The organism is Amycolatopsis coloradensis, assembly GCF_001953865.1.
In the GTDB taxonomy this organism is placed as follows: domain Bacteria; phylum Actinomycetota; class Actinomycetes; order Mycobacteriales; family Pseudonocardiaceae; genus Amycolatopsis; species Amycolatopsis coloradensis.
Map to the genome: position 1 here is coordinate 702,162 of NZ_MQUQ01000005.1, position 17,500 is coordinate 719,661.

The 17,500-nt window shown below is 68.4% G+C and carries 22 protein-coding genes; 9 read left to right on the forward strand and 13 right to left on the reverse strand.

All coding sequences use genetic code 11. The annotated features are described in order from the left end of the window. Positions 1 to 60 precede the first annotated feature (60 nt). Together BS329_RS12880 and BS329_RS12885 are read right to left on the reverse strand one after the other, a co-directional pair. Positions 61 to 864, reverse strand: a complete 804-nt coding sequence (locus tag BS329_RS12880; RefSeq protein ID WP_076159782.1) for an SCO4651 family lipoprotein — start codon at positions 862 to 864, stop codon at positions 61 to 63. Between the two features lie 71 nt (positions 865 to 935). Next, positions 936 to 1,616, reverse strand: a complete 681-nt coding sequence (locus tag BS329_RS12885) for an SCO4651 family lipoprotein (protein ID WP_076159785.1) — start codon at positions 1,614 to 1,616, stop codon at positions 936 to 938. 179 nt (positions 1,617 to 1,795) lie between these two features. Between BS329_RS12885 and BS329_RS43325 the strand changes: the two genes are divergently transcribed. Next, a complete protein-coding gene (locus BS329_RS43325) occupies positions 1,796 to 1,960 on the forward strand; it encodes a hypothetical protein (RefSeq protein ID WP_158075775.1) in 165 nt (54 codons plus the stop codon). A gap of 161 nt (positions 1,961 to 2,121) precedes the next feature. Here BS329_RS43325 and BS329_RS12890 read toward each other — a convergent pair whose 3' ends face one another. Next, entirely contained in the window at positions 2,122 to 3,018 is an 897-nt protein-coding gene (locus BS329_RS12890) for an SCO4651 family lipoprotein (protein WP_084749605.1), read from the reverse strand. A gap of 60 nt (positions 3,019 to 3,078) precedes the next feature. Then, positions 3,079 to 4,089 (reverse strand): ribosome small subunit-dependent GTPase A, encoded by a 1,011-nt coding sequence (rsgA, locus tag BS329_RS12895; RefSeq protein WP_076159791.1) that lies wholly within the window; start codon positions 4,087 to 4,089, stop codon positions 3,079 to 3,081. A gap of 101 nt (positions 4,090 to 4,190) precedes the next feature. On the opposite strand from rsgA, the gene BS329_RS12900 reads away from it, so the two are divergent. After that, a complete protein-coding gene (locus tag BS329_RS12900) occupies positions 4,191 to 4,949 on the forward strand; it encodes an SOS response-associated peptidase (RefSeq protein ID WP_076159794.1) in 759 nt (252 codons plus the stop codon). Further along, positions 4,946 to 5,554, forward strand: a complete 609-nt coding sequence (locus tag BS329_RS12905) for an alpha/beta hydrolase family protein (RefSeq protein WP_076159797.1) — start codon at positions 4,946 to 4,948, stop codon at positions 5,552 to 5,554. Before BS329_RS12900 ends, BS329_RS12905 begins: the two co-directional genes overlap by 4 nt. Here BS329_RS12905 and BS329_RS12910 read toward each other — a convergent pair. Further along, positions 5,504 to 6,067 (reverse strand): hypothetical protein, encoded by a 564-nt coding sequence (locus BS329_RS12910; protein WP_076159800.1) that lies wholly within the window; start codon positions 6,065 to 6,067, stop codon positions 5,504 to 5,506. The genes BS329_RS12905 and BS329_RS12910 overlap by 51 nt on opposite strands. Before the next feature lie 185 nt (positions 6,068 to 6,252). Then, positions 6,253 to 6,729 (reverse strand): Cys-tRNA(Pro) deacylase, encoded by a 477-nt coding sequence (gene ybaK, locus BS329_RS12915; protein ID WP_076159803.1) that lies wholly within the window; start codon positions 6,727 to 6,729, stop codon positions 6,253 to 6,255. A gap of 190 nt (positions 6,730 to 6,919) precedes the next feature. Between ybaK and BS329_RS12920 the strand changes: the two genes are divergently transcribed. Then, complete coding sequence (locus BS329_RS12920; protein WP_076160270.1) at positions 6,920 to 7,558, forward strand: sigma-70 family RNA polymerase sigma factor; 639 nt, start codon at positions 6,920 to 6,922, stop codon at positions 7,556 to 7,558. After that, positions 7,555 to 7,878 (forward strand): mycothiol system anti-sigma-R factor, encoded by a 324-nt coding sequence (rsrA, locus tag BS329_RS12925; protein WP_020631335.1) that lies wholly within the window; start codon positions 7,555 to 7,557, stop codon positions 7,876 to 7,878. The genes BS329_RS12920 and rsrA overlap by 4 nt, the downstream gene beginning before the upstream one ends. Positions 7,879 to 7,945: 67 nt before the next feature. Here the strand turns inward: rsrA and BS329_RS45495 are convergent, their stop codons facing one another. Next, a complete protein-coding gene (locus tag BS329_RS45495; RefSeq protein WP_369299112.1) occupies positions 7,946 to 8,020 on the reverse strand; it encodes a 50S ribosomal protein bL37 in 75 nt (24 codons plus the stop codon). Positions 8,021 to 8,126: 106 nt separating this feature from the next. On the opposite strand from BS329_RS45495, the gene BS329_RS12930 reads away from it, so the two are divergent. Continuing rightward, positions 8,127 to 9,650, forward strand: a complete 1,524-nt coding sequence (locus BS329_RS12930) for a sensor histidine kinase (protein ID WP_076159806.1) — start codon at positions 8,127 to 8,129, stop codon at positions 9,648 to 9,650. A 287-nt stretch (positions 9,651 to 9,937) separates the two neighbouring features. Here BS329_RS12930 and BS329_RS12935 read toward each other — a convergent pair whose 3' ends face one another. Then, entirely contained in the window at positions 9,938 to 10,192 is a 255-nt protein-coding gene (locus BS329_RS12935) for a WhiB family transcriptional regulator (RefSeq protein ID WP_026466945.1), read from the reverse strand. Positions 10,193 to 10,465: 273 nt separating this feature from the next. After that, on the reverse strand, positions 10,466 to 11,392 hold the full coding sequence (locus BS329_RS12940) for a diacylglycerol/lipid kinase family protein (RefSeq protein ID WP_076159809.1): 927 nt from the start codon (positions 11,390 to 11,392) through the stop codon (positions 10,466 to 10,468). Positions 11,393 to 11,674: 282 nt separating this feature from the next. On the opposite strand from BS329_RS12940, the gene BS329_RS12945 reads away from it, so the two are divergent. Next, complete coding sequence (locus tag BS329_RS12945) at positions 11,675 to 12,178, forward strand: hypothetical protein (protein ID WP_244197122.1); 504 nt, start codon at positions 11,675 to 11,677, stop codon at positions 12,176 to 12,178. A gap of 260 nt (positions 12,179 to 12,438) precedes the next feature. Here the strand turns inward: BS329_RS12945 and BS329_RS12950 are convergent, their stop codons facing one another. Together BS329_RS12950 and BS329_RS12955 are read right to left on the reverse strand one after the other, a co-directional pair. Then, on the reverse strand, positions 12,439 to 12,921 hold the full coding sequence (locus BS329_RS12950; RefSeq protein ID WP_076159812.1) for a GNAT family N-acetyltransferase: 483 nt from the start codon (positions 12,919 to 12,921) through the stop codon (positions 12,439 to 12,441). A gap of 2 nt (positions 12,922 to 12,923) precedes the next feature. Further along, on the reverse strand, positions 12,924 to 13,517 hold the full coding sequence (locus BS329_RS12955; RefSeq protein ID WP_076159814.1) for an acid phosphatase: 594 nt from the start codon (positions 13,515 to 13,517) through the stop codon (positions 12,924 to 12,926). 63 nt (positions 13,518 to 13,580) lie between these two features. On the opposite strand from BS329_RS12955, the gene BS329_RS12960 reads away from it, so the two are divergent. Next, the gene (locus BS329_RS12960) at positions 13,581 to 14,051 is read left to right on the forward strand and encodes a hotdog fold domain-containing protein (protein WP_076159817.1); all 471 of its coding nucleotides are present in this window, start codon (positions 13,581 to 13,583) and stop codon (positions 14,049 to 14,051) included. Positions 14,052 to 14,137: 86 nt separating this feature from the next. On the opposite strand, the gene BS329_RS12965 is transcribed toward BS329_RS12960, so the two are convergent. Further along, on the reverse strand, positions 14,138 to 14,815 hold the full coding sequence (locus BS329_RS12965; RefSeq protein ID WP_076159820.1) for a hypothetical protein: 678 nt from the start codon (positions 14,813 to 14,815) through the stop codon (positions 14,138 to 14,140). Between the two features lie 168 nt (positions 14,816 to 14,983). On the opposite strand from BS329_RS12965, the gene BS329_RS12970 reads away from it, so the two are divergent. Continuing rightward, positions 14,984 to 16,591: a GMC oxidoreductase gene (locus tag BS329_RS12970; protein WP_076159823.1), complete on the forward strand. Its 1,608-nt coding sequence runs from the start codon at positions 14,984 to 14,986 to the stop codon at positions 16,589 to 16,591. Here BS329_RS12970 and BS329_RS12975 read toward each other — a convergent pair. Continuing rightward, a complete protein-coding gene (locus tag BS329_RS12975) occupies positions 16,588 to 17,193 on the reverse strand; it encodes a dTDP-4-dehydrorhamnose 3,5-epimerase family protein (RefSeq protein WP_076159826.1) in 606 nt (201 codons plus the stop codon). The genes BS329_RS12970 and BS329_RS12975 overlap by 4 nt on opposite strands. Positions 17,194 to 17,500: the final 307 nt, after the last annotated feature.

Here is a 17,500-nt window from a genome sequence, read left to right on the forward strand (position 1 = left end):
TTCGTCCCTCCTGTCCGCCTACCCGATCTGGACGGGACGGACGCCGGGAACGTGACAGGGTCAGCCCGCCGGGATCTCCCCGATCTCCTCCGGCGGCGGCGCCTGGATGTCGGCTCGCGTGTCCCATTCGGTGTAGCGCGTGACGATCCGGGCCATCGCGGCGTCCGGGACGCCCGAAGCGGCGAGGACGGGGGCGAGGTCGAGGGTGATCCGCACCGGACGGTGCGCTTCGTCGAGCCAGATCTCCATGGGGATCTTCCCGAGCTTGCCGTTCAATTCGCCGAGGGCCTCCGCCGACAACCCGGCGGGCAGATCGCCGCCCAGCGCGGCCATGTCGACGTCCAGCCGGTAGTGCTCGGTGGACCCGCCGTCGAGTTCGGCGTGCCCGGATTCGGTGAGGGTGCCCGCCCGCCGGACCTGGTCGAGCGCGCGGCCGGGGTCGTTCTGCTTCGCCAGCTGGTCGATACTGCCGCCGAGGACCTGGGAGAACGGGTCGGCGCCGACTGTGCCGTTCTTGGAGACCTTGACCCAGGGTTTCCCGCTCGGGACGTCCTCACGTGCGCTCTCCGGGACCTTGGCGAAGACGACCTTGTCGACCAGCCGGAGTTCGAGTGGTTCGCCGAGGAAGTCCGTGGTCATGGCCAGCGCGGTACCCGCTCGCGCGACCCGCGCCTGCCCTTGGCTCTTCGAGCGCATCGCCCCCGCCGTGACGTCGGTGGCGAACTTCGCGGCCTTGCCGTCGATGGCGGACGTGACCCCGTCGGCGAGCGCGCGGGCGTCGGCGAACGAGACGGTTTCGCCGTCACACGCGCCGAGCAGCGCGCCGAGTACGAGCACGACGGCGGGCAGGGCCGTTCTCCGCATGAGGACCTGCTTTCAAAGGCGGGCGCTCAAGCGAAACACAACCGGGGACCTCGCCCCGATCGGGGGAGGGATCAGCGGCTGTCGCCGACCGCCTCGGGCGGCGGCGCGATGATCACCACATCCGAGGCCCAGCTGTCGTACTTGACCGTGGCCTTGCCGACGGTGACCCGCACCGGGCGCTGTTCGGCGTCCAGCCACACCTCGGCCGGGGCACCACCGAGATCGAGGACGTAGTGCGTGGCGGCCGTGCCGTTCACTTCGGTCTGTTCGGATTTGATGACCTTGCCGGACTCCGAGATCCGGTCGATCGTGCGTGTCGGATCCAGCGTCTCCACGACGTTCGTCATCAGCTCGCCGTTGGCCGCGGAGAGCGCGTCCTTGCCACCGGCGGTGATCTTGACCCATTCCTTGCCGGTCTGGAGTTCCTGGACCTGCGCGTCGGACAGGTGGTAGTAGAGGACGCCGTCGGCGAAGATCAGGTCCCGTTTCTCACCGGCGATCTCGGCGACCATGGAGAACTTGCTGTTCGGCCCTTCGTAGAGCCCGGAACTGGTCACCACGACCTTGCGGCCGTCCTCGGCGGTGGTCTCCAGCGCGATCTTCGACGAGCGGGCCTTCTGCGTGCCCGCGGCGGCGGCCGAGGCCAGCTGCGCCGCGTCGCCGACCGGTGGCGCCGCCGGTTTCTCCGCGCCGGAACAGCCTCCCAGCAGCAGGAGCGCGGTACAGACGGCGGCGAATCCGGTGGCACGCATAGGACTCCCTCGGGTGAATGGTCTGTACCACCACCGTAGTGCCTGTCGCGTGAATTTCCACCGTCCGATTGTCGGGAGTGGTCTGGCCGCCCATCGGTTCGATGTAGTCGGCGACCTCGCCGTCGGGCGGCGGGGTGACGTCGACGGCCGTGCCCCAGTCGCTGTAGGTGCAGGTCGACTTGGCTTCGCCGGTCTCGGGCGACCCCATCCCCTTCGCGAGCGAGGTCATGTCCATGGTCGTCTTCACCGGAAGCTGCTCGGCGTTGAGCCACAGCTCGGCCGGGACCCGCGGATCCTTGCCTTCGAGCCGCTTCGCCTCGATCTTCGAAGCGGGGCCGTCGTAGTACGCCAGCAAGGTGCCCGTGACCTTGGTGTCTCCGGCCACGGAGTTGATGGTCGTCTTGGAGGACTTGGTCTTCCTCGTCCCCTGCTTCACGGCCTGCCGCAGCCCGTGACCACGAGGGTCAGGGCCGCGGCCGCCGCGATCAGCTGAGCGGGCGACGCATCAGCGGCCGCCGGCCTTCTTCATGATCTCCGCCATCTCGCCGACCTGGTCCGCGGGCGGTGCGGTGATGTCCACCGGGACACCCCAGTCGGTGTACTTGACCGTGGTCTTGGCGACACCGTCACCGGGGGCGCCCATGGCCTTCACGAACGCGGTCTGGTCCGAGACGACCTGCACCGGCAGCTGGTCGGCGTTGAGCCACAGCTCGGTGAGGATGGTGACGTTCTTGCCCGCGAGCTTCGCCTTGAGCTGGTTCAGGGTCTCGGCGGGCAGCGGGATGCCGATCTCACCCATGATGAGGGCGATGGCCTTCTCGGCCTCGATCTCGATGACGTAGTGGTTGGTCTGCTCACCGTTCAGCTCGACCTGGTCCGACTTCGTGATCTTGCCGGCCTTCGAGATCTGTTCGAGGACGCGAGACGGGTCGCTGTCCTTGACGGCCTTCGACATCATCTTGCCGATCAGCTGCGAGATCGGGTCCTGGCCGTCGGCCGCGATCTTCACGTACGACTTGTCGGTCTTCAGCTCGGCCTTGTCGGCCGCGTCGAGCTTGAAGAACAGCGCGTTGTCGACGAACAGCATGTCGAGCTTCTTGCCGTCGCTGTCCATGATCAGCGAGAGCTTGCTGTTCTCGCCGTCGTACACGCCCTGCCCGGACGCCGTGTTCTTCTGGTCGCCCGCGACGGTCTCCGTCGTCACCTTGGACGACTTGGCCTTCTTGGTGCTCTCCTTGGTCAGCGCCGAGAGCTGGATCGGGTCGCCGAGCGGCGACGAAAGCGAGCTCTTCGCTTCGGAAGGAGCAGGTGCGGCCGTGCCCGGCTGCTTCTCGCCACCGCAGGCGGACAGCGCCAGGACGGCGGCCGTGGTGATGGCGGCGAGCATGGTTACGCGCTTCAAGGGGACCCCTCAGAGAAGTTGATCTAATCCGAACGGGTTATCGCGCGCGGGCGAAATTAGTTACCGATCGTCGTCATGTCCAGCTCGGGACCCCAAAAGGCGGCGTAAAGAGCCCAATCGTTCCGGACTTGCATGACCCTCGGTGACCACGTCGTCGAGCGCGCAGTCCGGATCCGAGGGCGGTCCGAGGTGCCCGCAGGCCGAGGGACACTCCTCGGCGGCCGCGGCGAACTCCTCGAACGCGAGCACGATGTCGTCGGCGGTCACGTGCGCCAGCCCGAACGAGCGGATGCCGGGGGTGTCGACCACCCAGCCACCGCCGGGCAGCGGGAGCGCGACCGCCGCGACCGACGTGTGCCTGCCCTTGCCGACCGCGCTGACCACGCCCGTCGCCAGTCCGGCGTCCGGCACCAGCCGGTTGACCAAAGTGGACTTCCCGACCCCGGAATGTCCGACCAGCGCGGTGACCCGGTCCTTGAGCCGCCCGGCCAGTTCGTCCGGATGCTCGTCGTGCCGGGTGACCACGGCGGGGATGTCGAGCCCCGCGTAGCCGGCGAGGAGTTCGTCCGGGCTCGCGAGGTCGGCCTTCGTCAGGCACAGGACCGGTTCGAGACCACCCGCGTAGCAGGCGACGAGGCAGCGGTCGATGAACCCGGTACGCGGCGGGGGATCGGCGAGCGCGGTCACGATCAGCAGCTGTTCGGCGTTGGCGACGACCACCCGTTCGTAGGGATCGGTGTCGTCCGCGGTCCGGCGGAGCACGCTGGACCGCTCATCCACCCGGATGATCCGGGCGAGGGTGTCCGGTTTGCCGCTCACGTCGCCGACGATGCCGACGGTGTCCCCGACGACGACCGAGACCCGGCCCATCTCCCTGGCCCGCATCGCGGTGACGACGCGCTCCGGATCGCCGTCGATCGCGCAGGTCCAGCGGCCGCGGTCCTTCCCGACGACCATCGCGGTGGAGGCGTCCGCGTGCTCGGGGCGGCGTTTGCTGCGCGGTCTGGTGCCCTTGCCGGGACGGATCCGCACGTCGGATTCGTCCAGCCTGCGCCAGTCCTTGCCCGTCAAACCGCCTCCTGCTCTTCGAACACCGCGGAAGAATGATCCCATGCCGCTCGCCATCGACTGGCGAGCGTGTAACGATGACTTTTCGAAGAGGAGGTTTTCGCATGTGCGGGCGTTATGCCGCGACCAAGGACCCCGCCGCGCTGATCGACGAATTCGCCGCGGTCGACCTGACCGAAGGCCGGATCCGGGCCGATCACAACGTGGCGCCGACCAAGGACGTCGCGACCGTGGTGCAGCGCCACCCGCGGGACGCCGACGGCGTGGTGCTCGAAGACGAACCGCCCGTCCGTTCGCTGCGGATGATGCGCTGGGGCCTGGTCCCGTTCTGGGCCAAGGATCCCGGAGTGGGCTCGAAGATGATCAACACCCGCGCCGAGACGGCCAAGGAGAAGCCGTCCTTCAAGAAGGCGGTCTCCTCGCGGCGGTGCCTGGTCCCCGCCGACGGCTGGTACGAGTGGCGGCGCGACGGCAAGGAAAAGCAGCCCTTCTTCATGACCGGCCCCGGCGACGGGTCGCTCGCGTTCGCCGGGATCTGGGAGACCTGGCGGCCGAAGGACGACAAGGACGCCGACCCGCTGATCACCTTCTCCGTGATCACCACGGACTCGGTCGGCAGGCTCACCGACATCCACCACCGCATGCCGCTGCTGATGCCGCGGGAGAAGTGGGACACCTGGCTCGACCCCGACCTGCCCGACGTCAGCGAACTGCTCCTCCCGCCCGCCGAGGACCTGGTCGACACGATCGAGCTGCGGCCGGTGTCCAGCCTGGTCAACAACGTCCGCAACAACGGCCCGGAGCTGCTTGACCGGGTCGAACCGGCCACGGAGAGCGCGCTCTTCGACCTGCCGAGCTCATGACGAAGCTGGAGATCGACACCGCCTACGGCCCCGCGCGGGCCGAGCTGCACTGCGCCGAGGAGGGCGTCGCGGTGCTGATGCTCGGCCACGGCGCGGGCGGCGGGATCGGCGCGAAGGACCTGGTCGCGGTCACGCGGGCGGCGCAGGCGGCAGGCGTGCACGTCGCGCTCGTCGAACAGCCGTACCGGGTGGCGGGCCGCCGCGCTCCCGCTCCCGCCACGCAACTCGACACCGCCTGGCTCACCGTCGCCGACGAGATCTCCGAGCGCTTCGACGATCTCCCGATCGTGTTCGGCGGCCGGTCTTCCGGGGCCCGCGTCGCCTGCCGGACCGCCGCGGCGGGGCAGGCGGTGGCGGTGCTCTGCCTGGCCTTTCCCGAGCATCCGCCGGGGAAGCCGGAGAAGACCCGGCAGGGTGAACTGGACGCCGTCGAGGTCCCGACCCTGGTCGTCCAGGGCGAACGTGACCCGTTCGGCCTGCCCAAGGCGGGGCCGCATCACGAGATCGTGGTGCTCAAGGGTGACCATAACCTCAGCGCCGACCTCGACGGCGTGTCACGCGCGGCCGCCGAGTGGCTCGAGCGCGTGCTGCGGCCGCTTGCCTGAAAGCCGTCGCCGGGCGTAGTGCACGGTGACCGCGGCCAGCAGCGGGCCCCAGAGCAGCAGCGGGGCGTAACAGGCGGCCATGACTGCGCCGTAGACCGGCGAGTCCTCCCAGCTCCCCTGAGCCATCGAAGAACCGGCCTCCGCCCAGCCGAACAGTCCCTGGACACCGAGCGCGGTCAGTGCGACCGCGCCCGCGGCCGCCGGGACGATCGCCGCGAGTGGCGGGATCGGACGGCCACGCAGGCCCGGGATCCAGCGCGGCCACACCTCACCCCACGGCCGGACGAGCCCGAGGGTGAGGAACGCGAGGGCTTCGGCGAGGAGACTCAGGCCGAAGACGTAGGCCGTGCCCCAGCCGGGGATGCCGAAGTCCTCCAGTCCTCGCGCGGTGAACCCGACCGGGAGGCCGAGCCCCATCGCGATCCGCCACAGCCCGGAGGGCAGGGTCACCAGCAGTGTCGCGTGGGCGGCGAGGTTCGCCCATCTCGGGACGTCGGGCACGGTCTTGGTCATTTCGCTGGCTCCCCAGGAGTCGTCGTTCGCTTACCGACGACGATTCCTCGGACGGGGCCCGTGATCTTCCCGCTCCGGACCGACCACCCTCCCTCGTGAGGGTGAACCCCCACCGCCGCAATTCGTCCTCTGGTTGCGGTAGTTGCACGCGCAAGGACCGCAACCAGAGGACGAAACGCGGGAGATCAGCCGGCGATGGGGGCGACGACGGCATTGGTGAGCCGCACCAGGTCGCCCGGCGCGAGTTCGACTTCCAGGCCGCGGCGCCCGGCCGAGCAGTGCACGGTCTCGAACTTCTCCGCCGACGCGTCGATCACCACCGGGAGACGGCTCCGGTGCCCGAGCGGCGAGATCCCCCCGAGCACGTACCCCGTCGCGCGCTGCGCGGCCGCGGGGTCGGCCATCTTCGCCTTCTTCCCGCCCGCGGCGGCGGCCAGCGCCTTCAGGTCCAGCTGGCCGGTGACCGGCACCACGCCGACGGTCAGTTTCCCGTCGACCTCGGCGACGAGAGTTTTGAACACCCGCGCGGGCTCGAGTCCGAGCGCTTCGACGGCTTCGAGGCCGTACGATTCCGCCCGCGGATCGTGGTCGTAGGCGTGCAGAACGTGCGGCACCTTCCGCTTCGCCAGCAGCGCCGTCGCCGGGGTTCCCTTGCCTGCCATGGGCGGAGTCTACGAGCGCGCCGGGAATGCCCGGCCGGGCGCCGCTGTTGACCCGGATGTGTCCACCACACTCGAAGCTCCCCGAATCCTGATCCCGCGCACGCCGGGCGGCCAGGTGATCCGTCCGCGCGTAAACTCGACGTCGTCTCATGCGCACAAGCGCATCGACGCCGATCGAGAAGGGAACGGTTTGCCGAGCACGCAGAATCCCGCGCCGGACACGGGCACGGACGCCGAAGAGGCGGCCGCGCGGGCCGAGCGCTTCGAGCGGGACGCGATGCCCCTGCTCGACCAGCTGTACTCGGCCGCCATGCGGATGACCCGGAATCCCGCCGACGCCGAGGATCTCGTCCAGGAGACGTATCTGAAGGCGTACGCGGCCTTCGCGTCCTTCAAGGCGGGTACGAACCTCAAGGCGTGGATGTACCGCATCCTCACGAACACCTACATCAACGGCTATCGCAAGCGTCAGCGCCAGCCGGTGCAGCAGCCCACCGAGGAGATCACCGACTGGCAGATCGCCAAGGCGGAGAGTCACACCTCCAGCGGGCTGCGCTCGGCCGAGGTCGAGGCGATGGACAACCTGCCCGACGCCGACGTCAAGGAAGCGCTGCAGAAGCTGCCGGAAGAGTTCCGTCTCGCGGTCTACCTCGCCGATGTCGAAGGTTTCGCGTACAAGGAGATCGCCGAGATCATGGAAACGCCCATCGGCACCGTGATGTCCCGGCTGCACCGCGGTCGCGCCCAGCTCCGTGACCTGCTCGCCGACGTCGCCCGTGAGCGGGGCTTCATCCGCGCGGAAAAACAGCAGGAGGTGGCGGGGCGATGACCGACGACTACTGCAGCGGCGCGGACGACAAGGTCAAATGCGAGGAAGCGCTCGCCGACATCTACCTGCTCTTGGACAGGGAATGCAGCGCGGAACGCGACGCGGCCCTGCGCAAGCACATCGAGGACTGCCCGCCATGCCTCGAGGAATACGGCATCGACGAGCACATCAAGCAGCTGCTCGCCCGCAAATGCGGTGGCGATCACGCGCCGGACGACCTCAAGTCCCGGCTGCGGGCCTCGATCCGCCAGACCGTGCAGACCAAGGGCGCGATCACCATCGAGCGCACCGAGGTCAAGATCGAGCAGACCTTCGAATAACCCGGCTCGAACACACGGAGGCCCCCGTACCGATCGGTACGGGGGCCTCCGTGTGTCTGATCGATGATCAGGAGTTGGGCTTCTTGCCGTGGTTCGCGCCGTTCTTCTTACGGTCGCGACGCTTGCGGGCGCGCTTCGACATGTTTCACTCCTTGTCCAGGTGGCCCTCGCGGGGTGATACGACACCGCTGGGCCAGGGTCAACCTCTCCAGTGTGTCATGCGGCCCTCACCCTGCTTGGATGGGGACGTGTCCACCCTTTCCGATCTGCTCGCGGAGAACACCGGCATGTCCGGCGAGGCCGCGGATCATCTCCAGACCGTGGTCGCCGAATGGCAGCTGCTGGCCGACCTGTCCTTCGCCGATTTCCTGCTCTGGGTCGCCGTCTCGGAAGAGCTTCAGCCCGACGGCGGCGACTACGTCTGCGTCGCGCACGCACGCCCGACGACGGCGCCGACGGCCCATCCGGAGGACGTCGTCGGCTCCCGGTTCACCGTGGACGAGCACCCGCAGCTGGCCAAGGCGAGCCGCGAGGTGCGGGTCTGCCGCGAAGAGGACCCGCATTGGTACCGCGACCTGCCGATGCGCCGCGAGGCCATCCCGGTGGTGTTCAGCGGCACGGTGATCGCCGTCCTCAGCCGCGAGACCAACCTGGCGGCCTCCCGGGTGCCGAGCCCGCTCGAGATCGCCTACCTCGGCAGCGCCGGTGACCTGTGCCAGATGATCGTCGACGGCACCTTCCCCAGCCCGGGGAACCAGACGGACACGCACACCAGCCCGCGGGTCGGCGACGGCCTGATCCGCCTCGACCCGACCGGCACCGTGGTCTTCGCCAGCCCGAACGGGTTGTCGGCCTACCACCGGATGGGGCACGAGTCCGATCTCGTCGGGCAGCGTCTCGCGCCGCTGACCAGGTCGCTCATCCGTGACCCGTTCGACGCGACCGAGGTGTCGCACCGGATCATCGAGGCACTCGACGGCAAGCCCAGCAGCCGTACGGAGGCGGATTCCCGCCGCGGCGCCGTCGTGCTGTTCCGTGCGCTGCCGCTGCGCCCGGCTGGGCAGGCAGCGGGCGCGCTGGTGCTGGTACGCGATGTCACCGAGGTGAAGCGCCGTGACCGCGCCCTCCTTTCGAAGGACGCGACCATCCGCGAGATCCACCATCGGGTGAAGAACAACCTGCAGACCGTCGCGGCGCTGCTGCGCCTCCAGTCGCGCCGCACCTCCAGCGAGGAGGCGCGGCTGGCGCTCGGTGAGTCCGTGCGCCGGGTGTCGTCGATCGCGATGGTGCACGAGGCGCTGTCCATCTCGGTGGACGAGCGGGTCGATCTCGACAAGCTGCTCGACAACGTCCTCCCGATGGTCGGCGAGGTCGCGACGGCCGAGTCGCAGGTCGGGCTTTCTCGCAAGGGCTCGTTCGGCGTCGTCGTCGCCGAGATCGCGACGCCGTTGGTGATGGTGCTGGCCGAACTGGTCCAGAACGCCATCGAACACGCGTTCCCCGGCGGACGGCCGGGCAAGGTCGAACTCGAGGTGGAACGGTCGGCCCGCTGGCTCGACGTCGTCATCCGCGACAACGGGCGCGGACTGCCCTCGGGCTTTTCCCTGGAACGCAGTGACGGTCTCGGGTTGCAGATCGTGCGGACGCTGGTGGAGTCGGAATTGCGCGGCTCGCTGTCCCTTCGCGGACTGCGCGGGGAGCCCGACGAATCCGGCGGCCGTCGGATGGGAACCGAAGCGGCGCTGCGGATCCCGCTGTCACGACGTCTCTAATGGACTGTCCCGTGTGGACTGTCCATCCCGGACACGTTTTAGGGCCGGCGCCTGAAGAGAAGATGGCGCCGGCCCTGTAACGGTTCCGCGGGAGGACTTGGACAAGTCCGGTGAAGCCCTACCCCCGTGGGGGTGTGTCGGCCTCGCTTGTTAAGCTCAACTCGGGTACGTATCACCTCACGACACGGAGGCGCAAAGCCACCGCACCGCGGGATTGCCCGAAGCTTGGGTGTTACCTGCTTCTTTGGATATGCGCTGTTTTGTGAAGCTGCTGAGTCTTGAAAGACTCAGGCGGAGGTACGCGTGCCGATGTGCGTACGACGGCGCTTCAGGGCCCGTCGCTCATCCTCGCTCATCCCGCCCCACACGCCTGCGTCCTGCCCGCTGGCCAAAGCCCAAGCCAAGCAGTCGGAAGCGACGGTGCAACGGTGGCACACGGATTTCGCCTGAGTTACCTGCGACAGAGCAGGACCGCTGGTTCCCACCGGGAAGAACAGCTCGGGGTCCTCGTCTCGGCAGGCCGCGTCATGGCGCCAGTCCATGTTTCTGAGCTCCTTCATAACGGCGCGGTACTCCGCGCCATAGTCGTCATGGCGGTCGTTTTTTTGGGTGCTTGTGAATGCTTTCACGAAGCACCCGTTTCGACAAGGGTTTTCTGAAGATCGGTGAGTCAGCTCACCCGGCCGAGCGACGTGTCTGACCTGCGGTTTCGTTCCGAAACAGTCTCCCCGGGGGAAGGCCGATGCGGTGAGCGGAGGTTCTGCGTCGATGAGCGGCAGGTTGCACTTTGCCGCAGGCGATCAGCGGTCCGGTGCTCAGACGGTCACTGTCAGTGCACGCGGAACGCTGAAGAACTCCACTCGCTTCCGCTGGCCGACGAGGTCGCCGTCCACCTGGAAGTTTACCGGTTCAGCAGCGTCGATGCGGATCATCGGGAGGTCATCGTGACGAAGGAGACGTCGTCCGCGTTGGTCGCTCTTCGTGAGCAATGCCTGCCGTACATGCTTGAACACGGTGGGCAATCGCAGACCGCTCAACGCGAACAGGCCCAATCCGGTGTCGAACGAGCTGCCCGGATTGAGATGGACGGGACGCTCACCGAGGTAACTCCACGGATCGGTGTTGGACACGAAAGCGGTCAGCACTTCGGTGGGCTCTTCACCCGGGATCCGGACGGTGAGGGGCGGGCGGCCGAGCGGAGGCCGCAGATGTGACGCCACCGCTGCCCTCAGGTAGAGCCCCGCGGTGGTCTGCTTGCCCCGTCGCTTGGCCACGCGGCCGACGACGTCGGCGTCCCAGCCCATACCCGCGTTGAAGGTGAACCAATGGCCGTCGGCGAGCCCGAGGCCGACTTGGCGGCTCCGGTCGTTCTCGATGGCGTTGAGAAGCTGATGCGTCGCTTCCACCGGGTCGTGCGCGATCCCCAGGGCGCGGGCGAAGACGTTCGCCGAGCCGCCCGGCACGACCCCGAGCATGGGGACGTCGCCGATTTCGGCGGGAACGCCGTCGGCGTCCGCGAGCAGACCGTTGACCACTTCGTTGACCGTGCCGTCGCCGCCGTGGGCGACCACCAGGTCGATCCCGTCGCGGGCGGCGGACCGCGCCACGGCCATCGCGTGGCCGCGGTAGTCGGTCTCCACCACGTCGAGCTTGACCTGGCTGGCCAGCGCGTGCGCCAGCACGTCACGGCCACCGGCGGTGGTCGAGGTGGCCTGGGGGTTCACGACGAGGATGGCACGCACTACCGCAGGGTAGGTGACGCCGGCCCGAAGAGGGGAGCGTCAGGTGACGCGAAGCTCAATGCCCGTGCGTCCTCGAAGCAGCACCGTATGACCCCTGTGGCGGGCGTTCCTCCTCATCGTGCTGCTGTTCCGCCGCTCGTCGTGACAAGTGCACCCGGGCCGACCGCCCGCTCATCGACGACGCCTCCAATTCTTCTCACCCGGCGGCCTGGGGAAACCGGCCGACCGGGTGGCATACGATCGAAAGTGCTCACGTACGGTGACCCGCCCTGGTGGAGCGCCGTGTCCGGAAGCCTGGAAGGCTGTTTCGCCGTGTCCATCGCCGACAAACTCTCGCCCGCGCCCCGTGAAGTCCGCCTCGCCGGGGCCGTCACCGCGCTGCCGGGGCTCGCCCTGATCGTGTTCGCGATCCTGCTCTTGATCAACGGACAGGCCGGACCGCGGAACCTCCTCGCCGAGGTCGCCTACTACCTCGTCCTCGCCGCCGGAACGCTGGCTTGCGCGGCCGGACTGGTGCTGGGGAAGACCTGGGCGAGGTCGCCCGGCGTGGTCGTCGCGCTGATCCTGGTCGGGGTCGGCTGGTACGGCGCGGGCCCGTCCGGGCAGCCGGCGTGGGGGGTGCCGCTGGGGCTGATCGGCGTCGCCGTCGTCGTGCTGCTGTTCCGCCGCCCGTCGCGTGCGTGGGCACTGGGGCTGCGGGAAGGCGAGACCGAGGAAGAGGCCGCCGAACGCGACGGCGCCGCGGGTCGCGCGGCCCGTCGAGAACGTGAGGAACGGGACTCCTGACCGGACCCCGCCCCTCCGTCACCCTCGACGGACAGGCCGCGCCTGGCTGTCAGATCCCAGCCGCGGAGCCCGGCAAAGTCATAGCCGCAGGTTGGCGTCGGTTCTGGCGTCGGGACGACCTGGCGTGTCGCGAAAGCCACTTCCGGGACGTCTGGTGTCCCGAAAGTGGCTTTCGCGACACGAGCATCGTCGCCGTGCGGGTCAGATGCTGCCCTGCTGTCCATCTGAGCGGGGGACGTGTGCACCCTCAACGGTGGCTGTTAAACCTGGGCCGCGAGAGCCTTCAGGGGTTCGTCCGTGAGCCGGTCGACGGTCCACTCGTCCATCGGCACCGCGCCGAGCGACTTGTAGAAGCCCTGAGCCGGGTTCCAGTTCAGCACCGACCACTCAAGACGGGCGTAACCGCGCTCGACGCAGACCGCCGCCAGGGTGGCCAGGAGCGCCTTGCCGAGGCCGGAGCCGCGCTGCTCGGGGCGGACGTAGAGGTCTTCGAGATAGATGCCGTGCACGCCGCGCCAGGTGGAGAAGTTGAGGAACCAGAGCGCGTAACCCACGATCTCGCCGTCGACCTCGGCGACGTGCCCGAACAGTGCCGGTGCCTCGCCGAACAGCGCGGTGCGCAGCTGCCCGGGAGTGAGGTGGCATTCGTCGCGAGCGCGTTCGAACTCGGCGAGGTCGTACACGAGCTGGACGACGGCGTCGACGTCTTCCTCACGGATGCGGCGGATTCGCTTGTCGGCCACGATCAGTCCTCCGCGGTGGGGAGCAGGTTGAGGTGCTCGATCTGGGGCTCGCCGCGCTCGTCGCCGAGCACCGCGACGCCGGCCGGGTCGAGTCCGAAGTGGACGCCCGCCGTCGACGGCAGCCCGATCCAGCGCGCGACCAGGACGCGGCTGAAGTGCCCGTGGCCGACCAGGATCACGTCACCCTCGCCGAGCGGCTCCCGGACCCGTTCGATCAGCTTGTCCGCGCGGGCGTTGACGTCCTCCGCGCTTTCGCCGCCGGGGATCGGGTGCGACCAGACCGTCCATCCGGGAACCGTCTCGCGGATGACCGGCGTGGTGACGCCTTCGTAGTCGCCGTAGTCCCATTCGGCCAGCTCTTCGATGACTTCGTCGACGCGCAGTCCCGCCAGCTCGGCCGTCCGGAGCGCGCGGGTGCGGGGGCTGGAAAGGACGAGCGCGGGATTGCCGCCGAGCACCGCGCGCAGGGTGCCGCCCGCCGCGCGGGCCTGCCCTTCGCCCGCGGGGGTGAGCGGGATGTCGGTGCGCCCGGTGTGCCGTCCGTTGACGGACCACTCGGTCTGACCATGCCGGAGAAGGAAGAGCCGATGTGCCACGGTTGCGAATATAGCCTGCGGTCCGGTTATGCTACTGGCGAGTAACATGATGAGGAGACCGTGATGGCGCAGAACCCGACGTACGCGATGTGGAACCGGCTGGCCGGGAAGCCGGTCGGCAAACAGCTGTTCTCGGCGGCGATGTGCCTGCGTGTGCCGTACTTCCGGACGGTGCTCCCGTCGGTGCGCGAACTGCGTCCCGGCCGGTGTGAGGTGACGTCCCCGAAGTGGTGGGGTGTTTACAACCACATCAAGACTTTCCACGCGATCGCTGCCTGCAACCTTGCCGAGATCGCCATGGGGATGCTCGCCGAGGCGACCGTCCCGACGACGCATCGCTGGCTGCCCAAGGGGATGACGGTCGCCTACGTGGCGAAGGCCGAGACCGGCCTGCGGGCCGTCGCCGAACTCCCGGAATCGCCGGAATTCGGCGACGAGGGCTTCGAGCTCCCGGTGCCGGTGACGATCACGGACGCGAACGGGAAGCCCGTCGTGACCGCGACCATCACCGTCTGGGTGACCAAGAAGAAGTGAGGTGCCCGCCTCTCCTCGCGTTTCGTCCTCTGGTTGCGGTCCTTGCGCGTGCAACTACCGCAACCAGAGGACGAAACGCGGCGGAGTCAGAGGGGTTTGAACTGGACGTAGGTCACCTGCTTGAAGGTGTTCGCCCCGCTCGGTGACGGTAGTCCGAGCAAGTGGTCGGCTACTTGCGCCAAGTGTCCGCAGCCTGTGGCGCGCGGTAGCGCGAGCTGGGTGTCGACGACGCCGAACTTCACCGTCGTAGGGTTCTGCGAGATGACCTCGAAGGGTACGGCGGGATCGTCCTTGACCACGGAGTGCAGTGGCGCGTCGAGGGTGCCGACCGTGCATCCCTTGGGCAGCAAGGGATGCCGCAGGACCGCGTAGAGGTCCAGTTCGCCGCGACGTTCGTCGTCCGACAGAAAGTCCGAGTAGCCGCCGTACTTTAGCTGCATGGCCGCGCCGAAAGTGCCGCGGATCCGGGCGGGAGCGTGCCGCAGTTCGCCGAACACCTGCGCGTACTTCCTGTCCACTTTGCCTTCGGAGAACGTCAGCCGCAGTTCCCCGAGCGGGATCTCGCGGTCGCCGATGGTCAGGACTCCCTGGGAGACAAAAGCTTCGCACCGCCAGGTTCCCGGGTCGGCGTTGGCGGGCGGGGCCGGGCATGCGGAGAAGTCGAAGTCGGGCAAGGGGGACGGCACGGCGGAGGCGTGGCCGGGCAGGACGACGAGGGCGGCGGCGGACAGCGCGGCCGCGGCCGCGGCGAGAAGGCGTCTCATGACCGGAAAGACTGGCCCGTGCCGGTCTGGCTCACATCGGGGAAGTCCCCCAAGGGATCCCGGAAATCGCCACGTTCGAGTGAAAATAAACGGCGTTTACCCTGCTGACGCGAATCTCCTTCGGATTCGGCCTTGAGGGTGCCAGGACCGGCGGGTGATCATCGGCCCATGTCCCCACTGTCTCGCCGCAAGTTCCTCGGACTCACCGCCCTCAACTCCGCCGCCGCTCTCGGCCTCACCACGATTTCCCCCGCGCGGGCCGAAGAAACGACGCCGGGCTTCTCGACGGCCGTCGTCATCGGCACCGGGTACGGCGCCGCGGTCACCGCGCTCCGCCTCGGCGAAGCCGGGATCCCCACCGTCATGCTCGAGATGGGCAGGCTGTGGAGCGACGCCGGTCCCGACGGCAAGGTCTTCTGCGACATGCTCGAACCGGACCGGCGGGCCGCGTGGTTCACCAGCCGCACGCAGGCCCCGCTCGCGTCCTTCCTGTGGCTCGACCTGGCCAACCGGGACATCAAGCGGTACCCCGGTGTCCTCGACAGGGTGAATCACGGCGACATGTCCGTGTACGTCGGACGAGGGGTCGGCGGCGGTTCGCTGGTCAACGGCGCGATGGCCGTGACGCCGAGGCGGTCGTACTTCGAGGAGATCCTGCCCGCCGTCGACGCGGACGAGATGTACGGGACGTACTTTCCCCGGGCCAACCAGGCGCTCGGGGTGAACCACATCGACCCGCACTGGTTCGAAACCTGCCGTTCTTACCAGTACGCGAGGGTTTCGCGGAAGGCGGCGGCGCGAGCGGGCCTCAAGACGGTGTTCGTGCCCAGCGTCTACGACTTCGAGTACATGAAACGGGAAGAAGCGGGCACGGTGCCGCGGTCGGCGCTCGCTTCGGAAGTCATCTACGGCAACAACCACGGCAAGCGTTCCCTCGACAAGAGCTACCTCGCGGCCGCGCTGGGCACCGGGAAGGTGACCATCAAGACGCTGCACCAGGTCCGCGGGATTACGCGCCGGACCGACGGCACCTATGTCCTGACCGTGCACGAAACCGCCGAGGACGGCGCTGTCGTGGCGAGGAAACAGCTCGGCGCGAAGTACTTGTTCCTCGGTGCCGGCAGTCTCGGTTCGACGGAACTGCTCGTGCGGGCGCGTGAGACCGGGACGCTGCCCGAGCTGAACGACGAGGTCGGCCGCGGCTGGGGGACCAACGGCAACGTGATGCTGGGCCGTGCCAACCACGCGTGGGATCTCGGCGGCTCGCTGCAGTCGGGGATGCCCGCGCTCGGCATCGACGCGTGGGACGACCCGGTGAACCCGGTCTTCGCCGAGGTCGCGCCGGTGCCGGCCGGGATCGAGACGTGGCTGAGCCTGTATCTGGCGATCACGAAGAATCCCGAACGCGGCCACTTCACCTACGACGCCGCCAGCGACTCCGCGCGACTGCGGTGGAGCGCCGCGCAGGGCAAGCCGTCGATCGACGCGGCGAAGTCGTTGTTCGACAAGGTCAACCGGGCGAACCGCACGATCTACCGGAGTGACCTGTTCGGGGACACCCGGTCGTTCGAGGACCGGTTCACTTATCACCCGTTGGGTGGTTTGGTGCTGGGTGAGGCCACCGACCTGTACGGCCGGGTGAAGGGCTATCGGAACCTCTACGTGACCGACGGATCGCTGATCCCGGGCAGCACCGGGGTGAACCCCTTCGTGACGATCACCGCGCTGGCGGAGCGGAACGTGGAACGGGTGCTGCGGGAGGACGTCCTCGGCTAGCTCTCGGCCCGCAACTTCTCGTAGTGGGCGACGCAATCGTCGTATCGCGGCAGCAACCCCTGCTCCAGGGCCTCCTTGAACCAGGGCGCGGCAGTGTCCTTTTCGGACACCGCGGCTTCGAGGTCGCGCGGCCACGGCAGGTCGAGGTCGGTGTCCATCGGGTTGATGCCGTGCTCGCCCGCCGGGTTGTACGGCTCGGAGCAGAGGTAGGTCATGACCGTGTCGTCTTCGAGCGCCATGAAGGCGTGGCCGAGGCCTTCGGCGACGTACACCGCTTTGTACTCGACGCTGTCGAGCAGCACGGATGTCCACTCGCCGAAGGTCGGCGAGCCGACGCGGAGGTCGACGATGACATCGAGCAGCGAACCGCTCGGGCAGTAGATGTACTTCGCCTGCCCGGGCGGGGTGTCCGCGAAGTGCAGCCCGCGAACGGCGCCGCGCCGGGAAACGCTGGTGTTGGTCTGCGCCAGGCGAAGCCGGTGCCCGACCGCTTCGACGAACGCCTCCTCTTGGAACGGCGCCACGAACAGGCCGCGGTGATCGGGGAAAACGCTCGGGGTGAACTCGAAACAGTCGGGGATGCTGAGGCGCCTGGCTTGCATACCTCAATGCTAGCCAGCCGTTCTCAAGCCGGACGGACGTCTTGCTATACCTCTCTTGAGCTGCGGAAAGCCGGTTCGGTTTGTGACATGAACCGCACCAGAGGGGCACACTGGTCCGTACGCCTGTCACAATGATCCGACCGCTGCGTCCGCGGCCGTCGCCACACCCACGGCACCGATGGCCGATTGGACGCTTCGCCGACAGGCCGGCGCTACCGCGCTGGGCTGCCGTGTCGGAGGACGAGTTACCCCGGATGGCAGGGCCATGCCCTTTCCGGCCTGCCCATCCACCAGTTCCCCCGCTCGC

Coding starts and splice junctions, on each gene's coding strand:
- BS329_RS12880 (WP_076159782.1), bottom strand. CDS start 864: ATGCGGAGAACGGCCCTGCCCGCCGTCGTGCTCGTACTCGGCGCGCTG.
- BS329_RS12885 (WP_076159785.1), bottom strand. CDS start 1,616: ATGCGTGCCACCGGATTCGCCGCCGTCTGTACCGCGCTCCTGCTGCTG.
- BS329_RS12900 (WP_076159794.1), top strand. CDS start 4,191: ATGTGCGGGCGTTATGCCGCGACCAAGGACCCCGCCGCGCTGATCGAC.
- BS329_RS12905 (WP_076159797.1), top strand. CDS start 4,946: ATGACGAAGCTGGAGATCGACACCGCCTACGGCCCCGCGCGGGCCGAG.
- BS329_RS12910 (WP_076159800.1), bottom strand. CDS start 6,067: ATGACCAAGACCGTGCCCGACGTCCCGAGATGGGCGAACCTCGCCGCC.
- ybaK (WP_076159803.1), bottom strand. CDS start 6,729: ATGGCAGGCAAGGGAACCCCGGCGACGGCGCTGCTGGCGAAGCGGAAG.
- rsrA (WP_020631335.1), top strand. CDS start 7,555: ATGACCGACGACTACTGCAGCGGCGCGGACGACAAGGTCAAATGCGAG.
- BS329_RS12935 (WP_026466945.1), bottom strand. CDS start 10,192: ATGGACTGGCGCCATGACGCGGCCTGCCGAGACGAGGACCCCGAGCTG.
- BS329_RS12960 (WP_076159817.1), top strand. CDS start 13,581: ATGGCGCAGAACCCGACGTACGCGATGTGGAACCGGCTGGCCGGGAAG.
- BS329_RS12965 (WP_076159820.1), bottom strand. CDS start 14,815: ATGAGACGCCTTCTCGCCGCGGCCGCGGCCGCGCTGTCCGCCGCCGCC.
- BS329_RS12970 (WP_076159823.1), top strand. CDS start 14,984: ATGTCCCCACTGTCTCGCCGCAAGTTCCTCGGACTCACCGCCCTCAAC.
- BS329_RS12975 (WP_076159826.1), bottom strand. CDS start 17,193: ATGCAAGCCAGGCGCCTCAGCATCCCCGACTGTTTCGAGTTCACCCCG.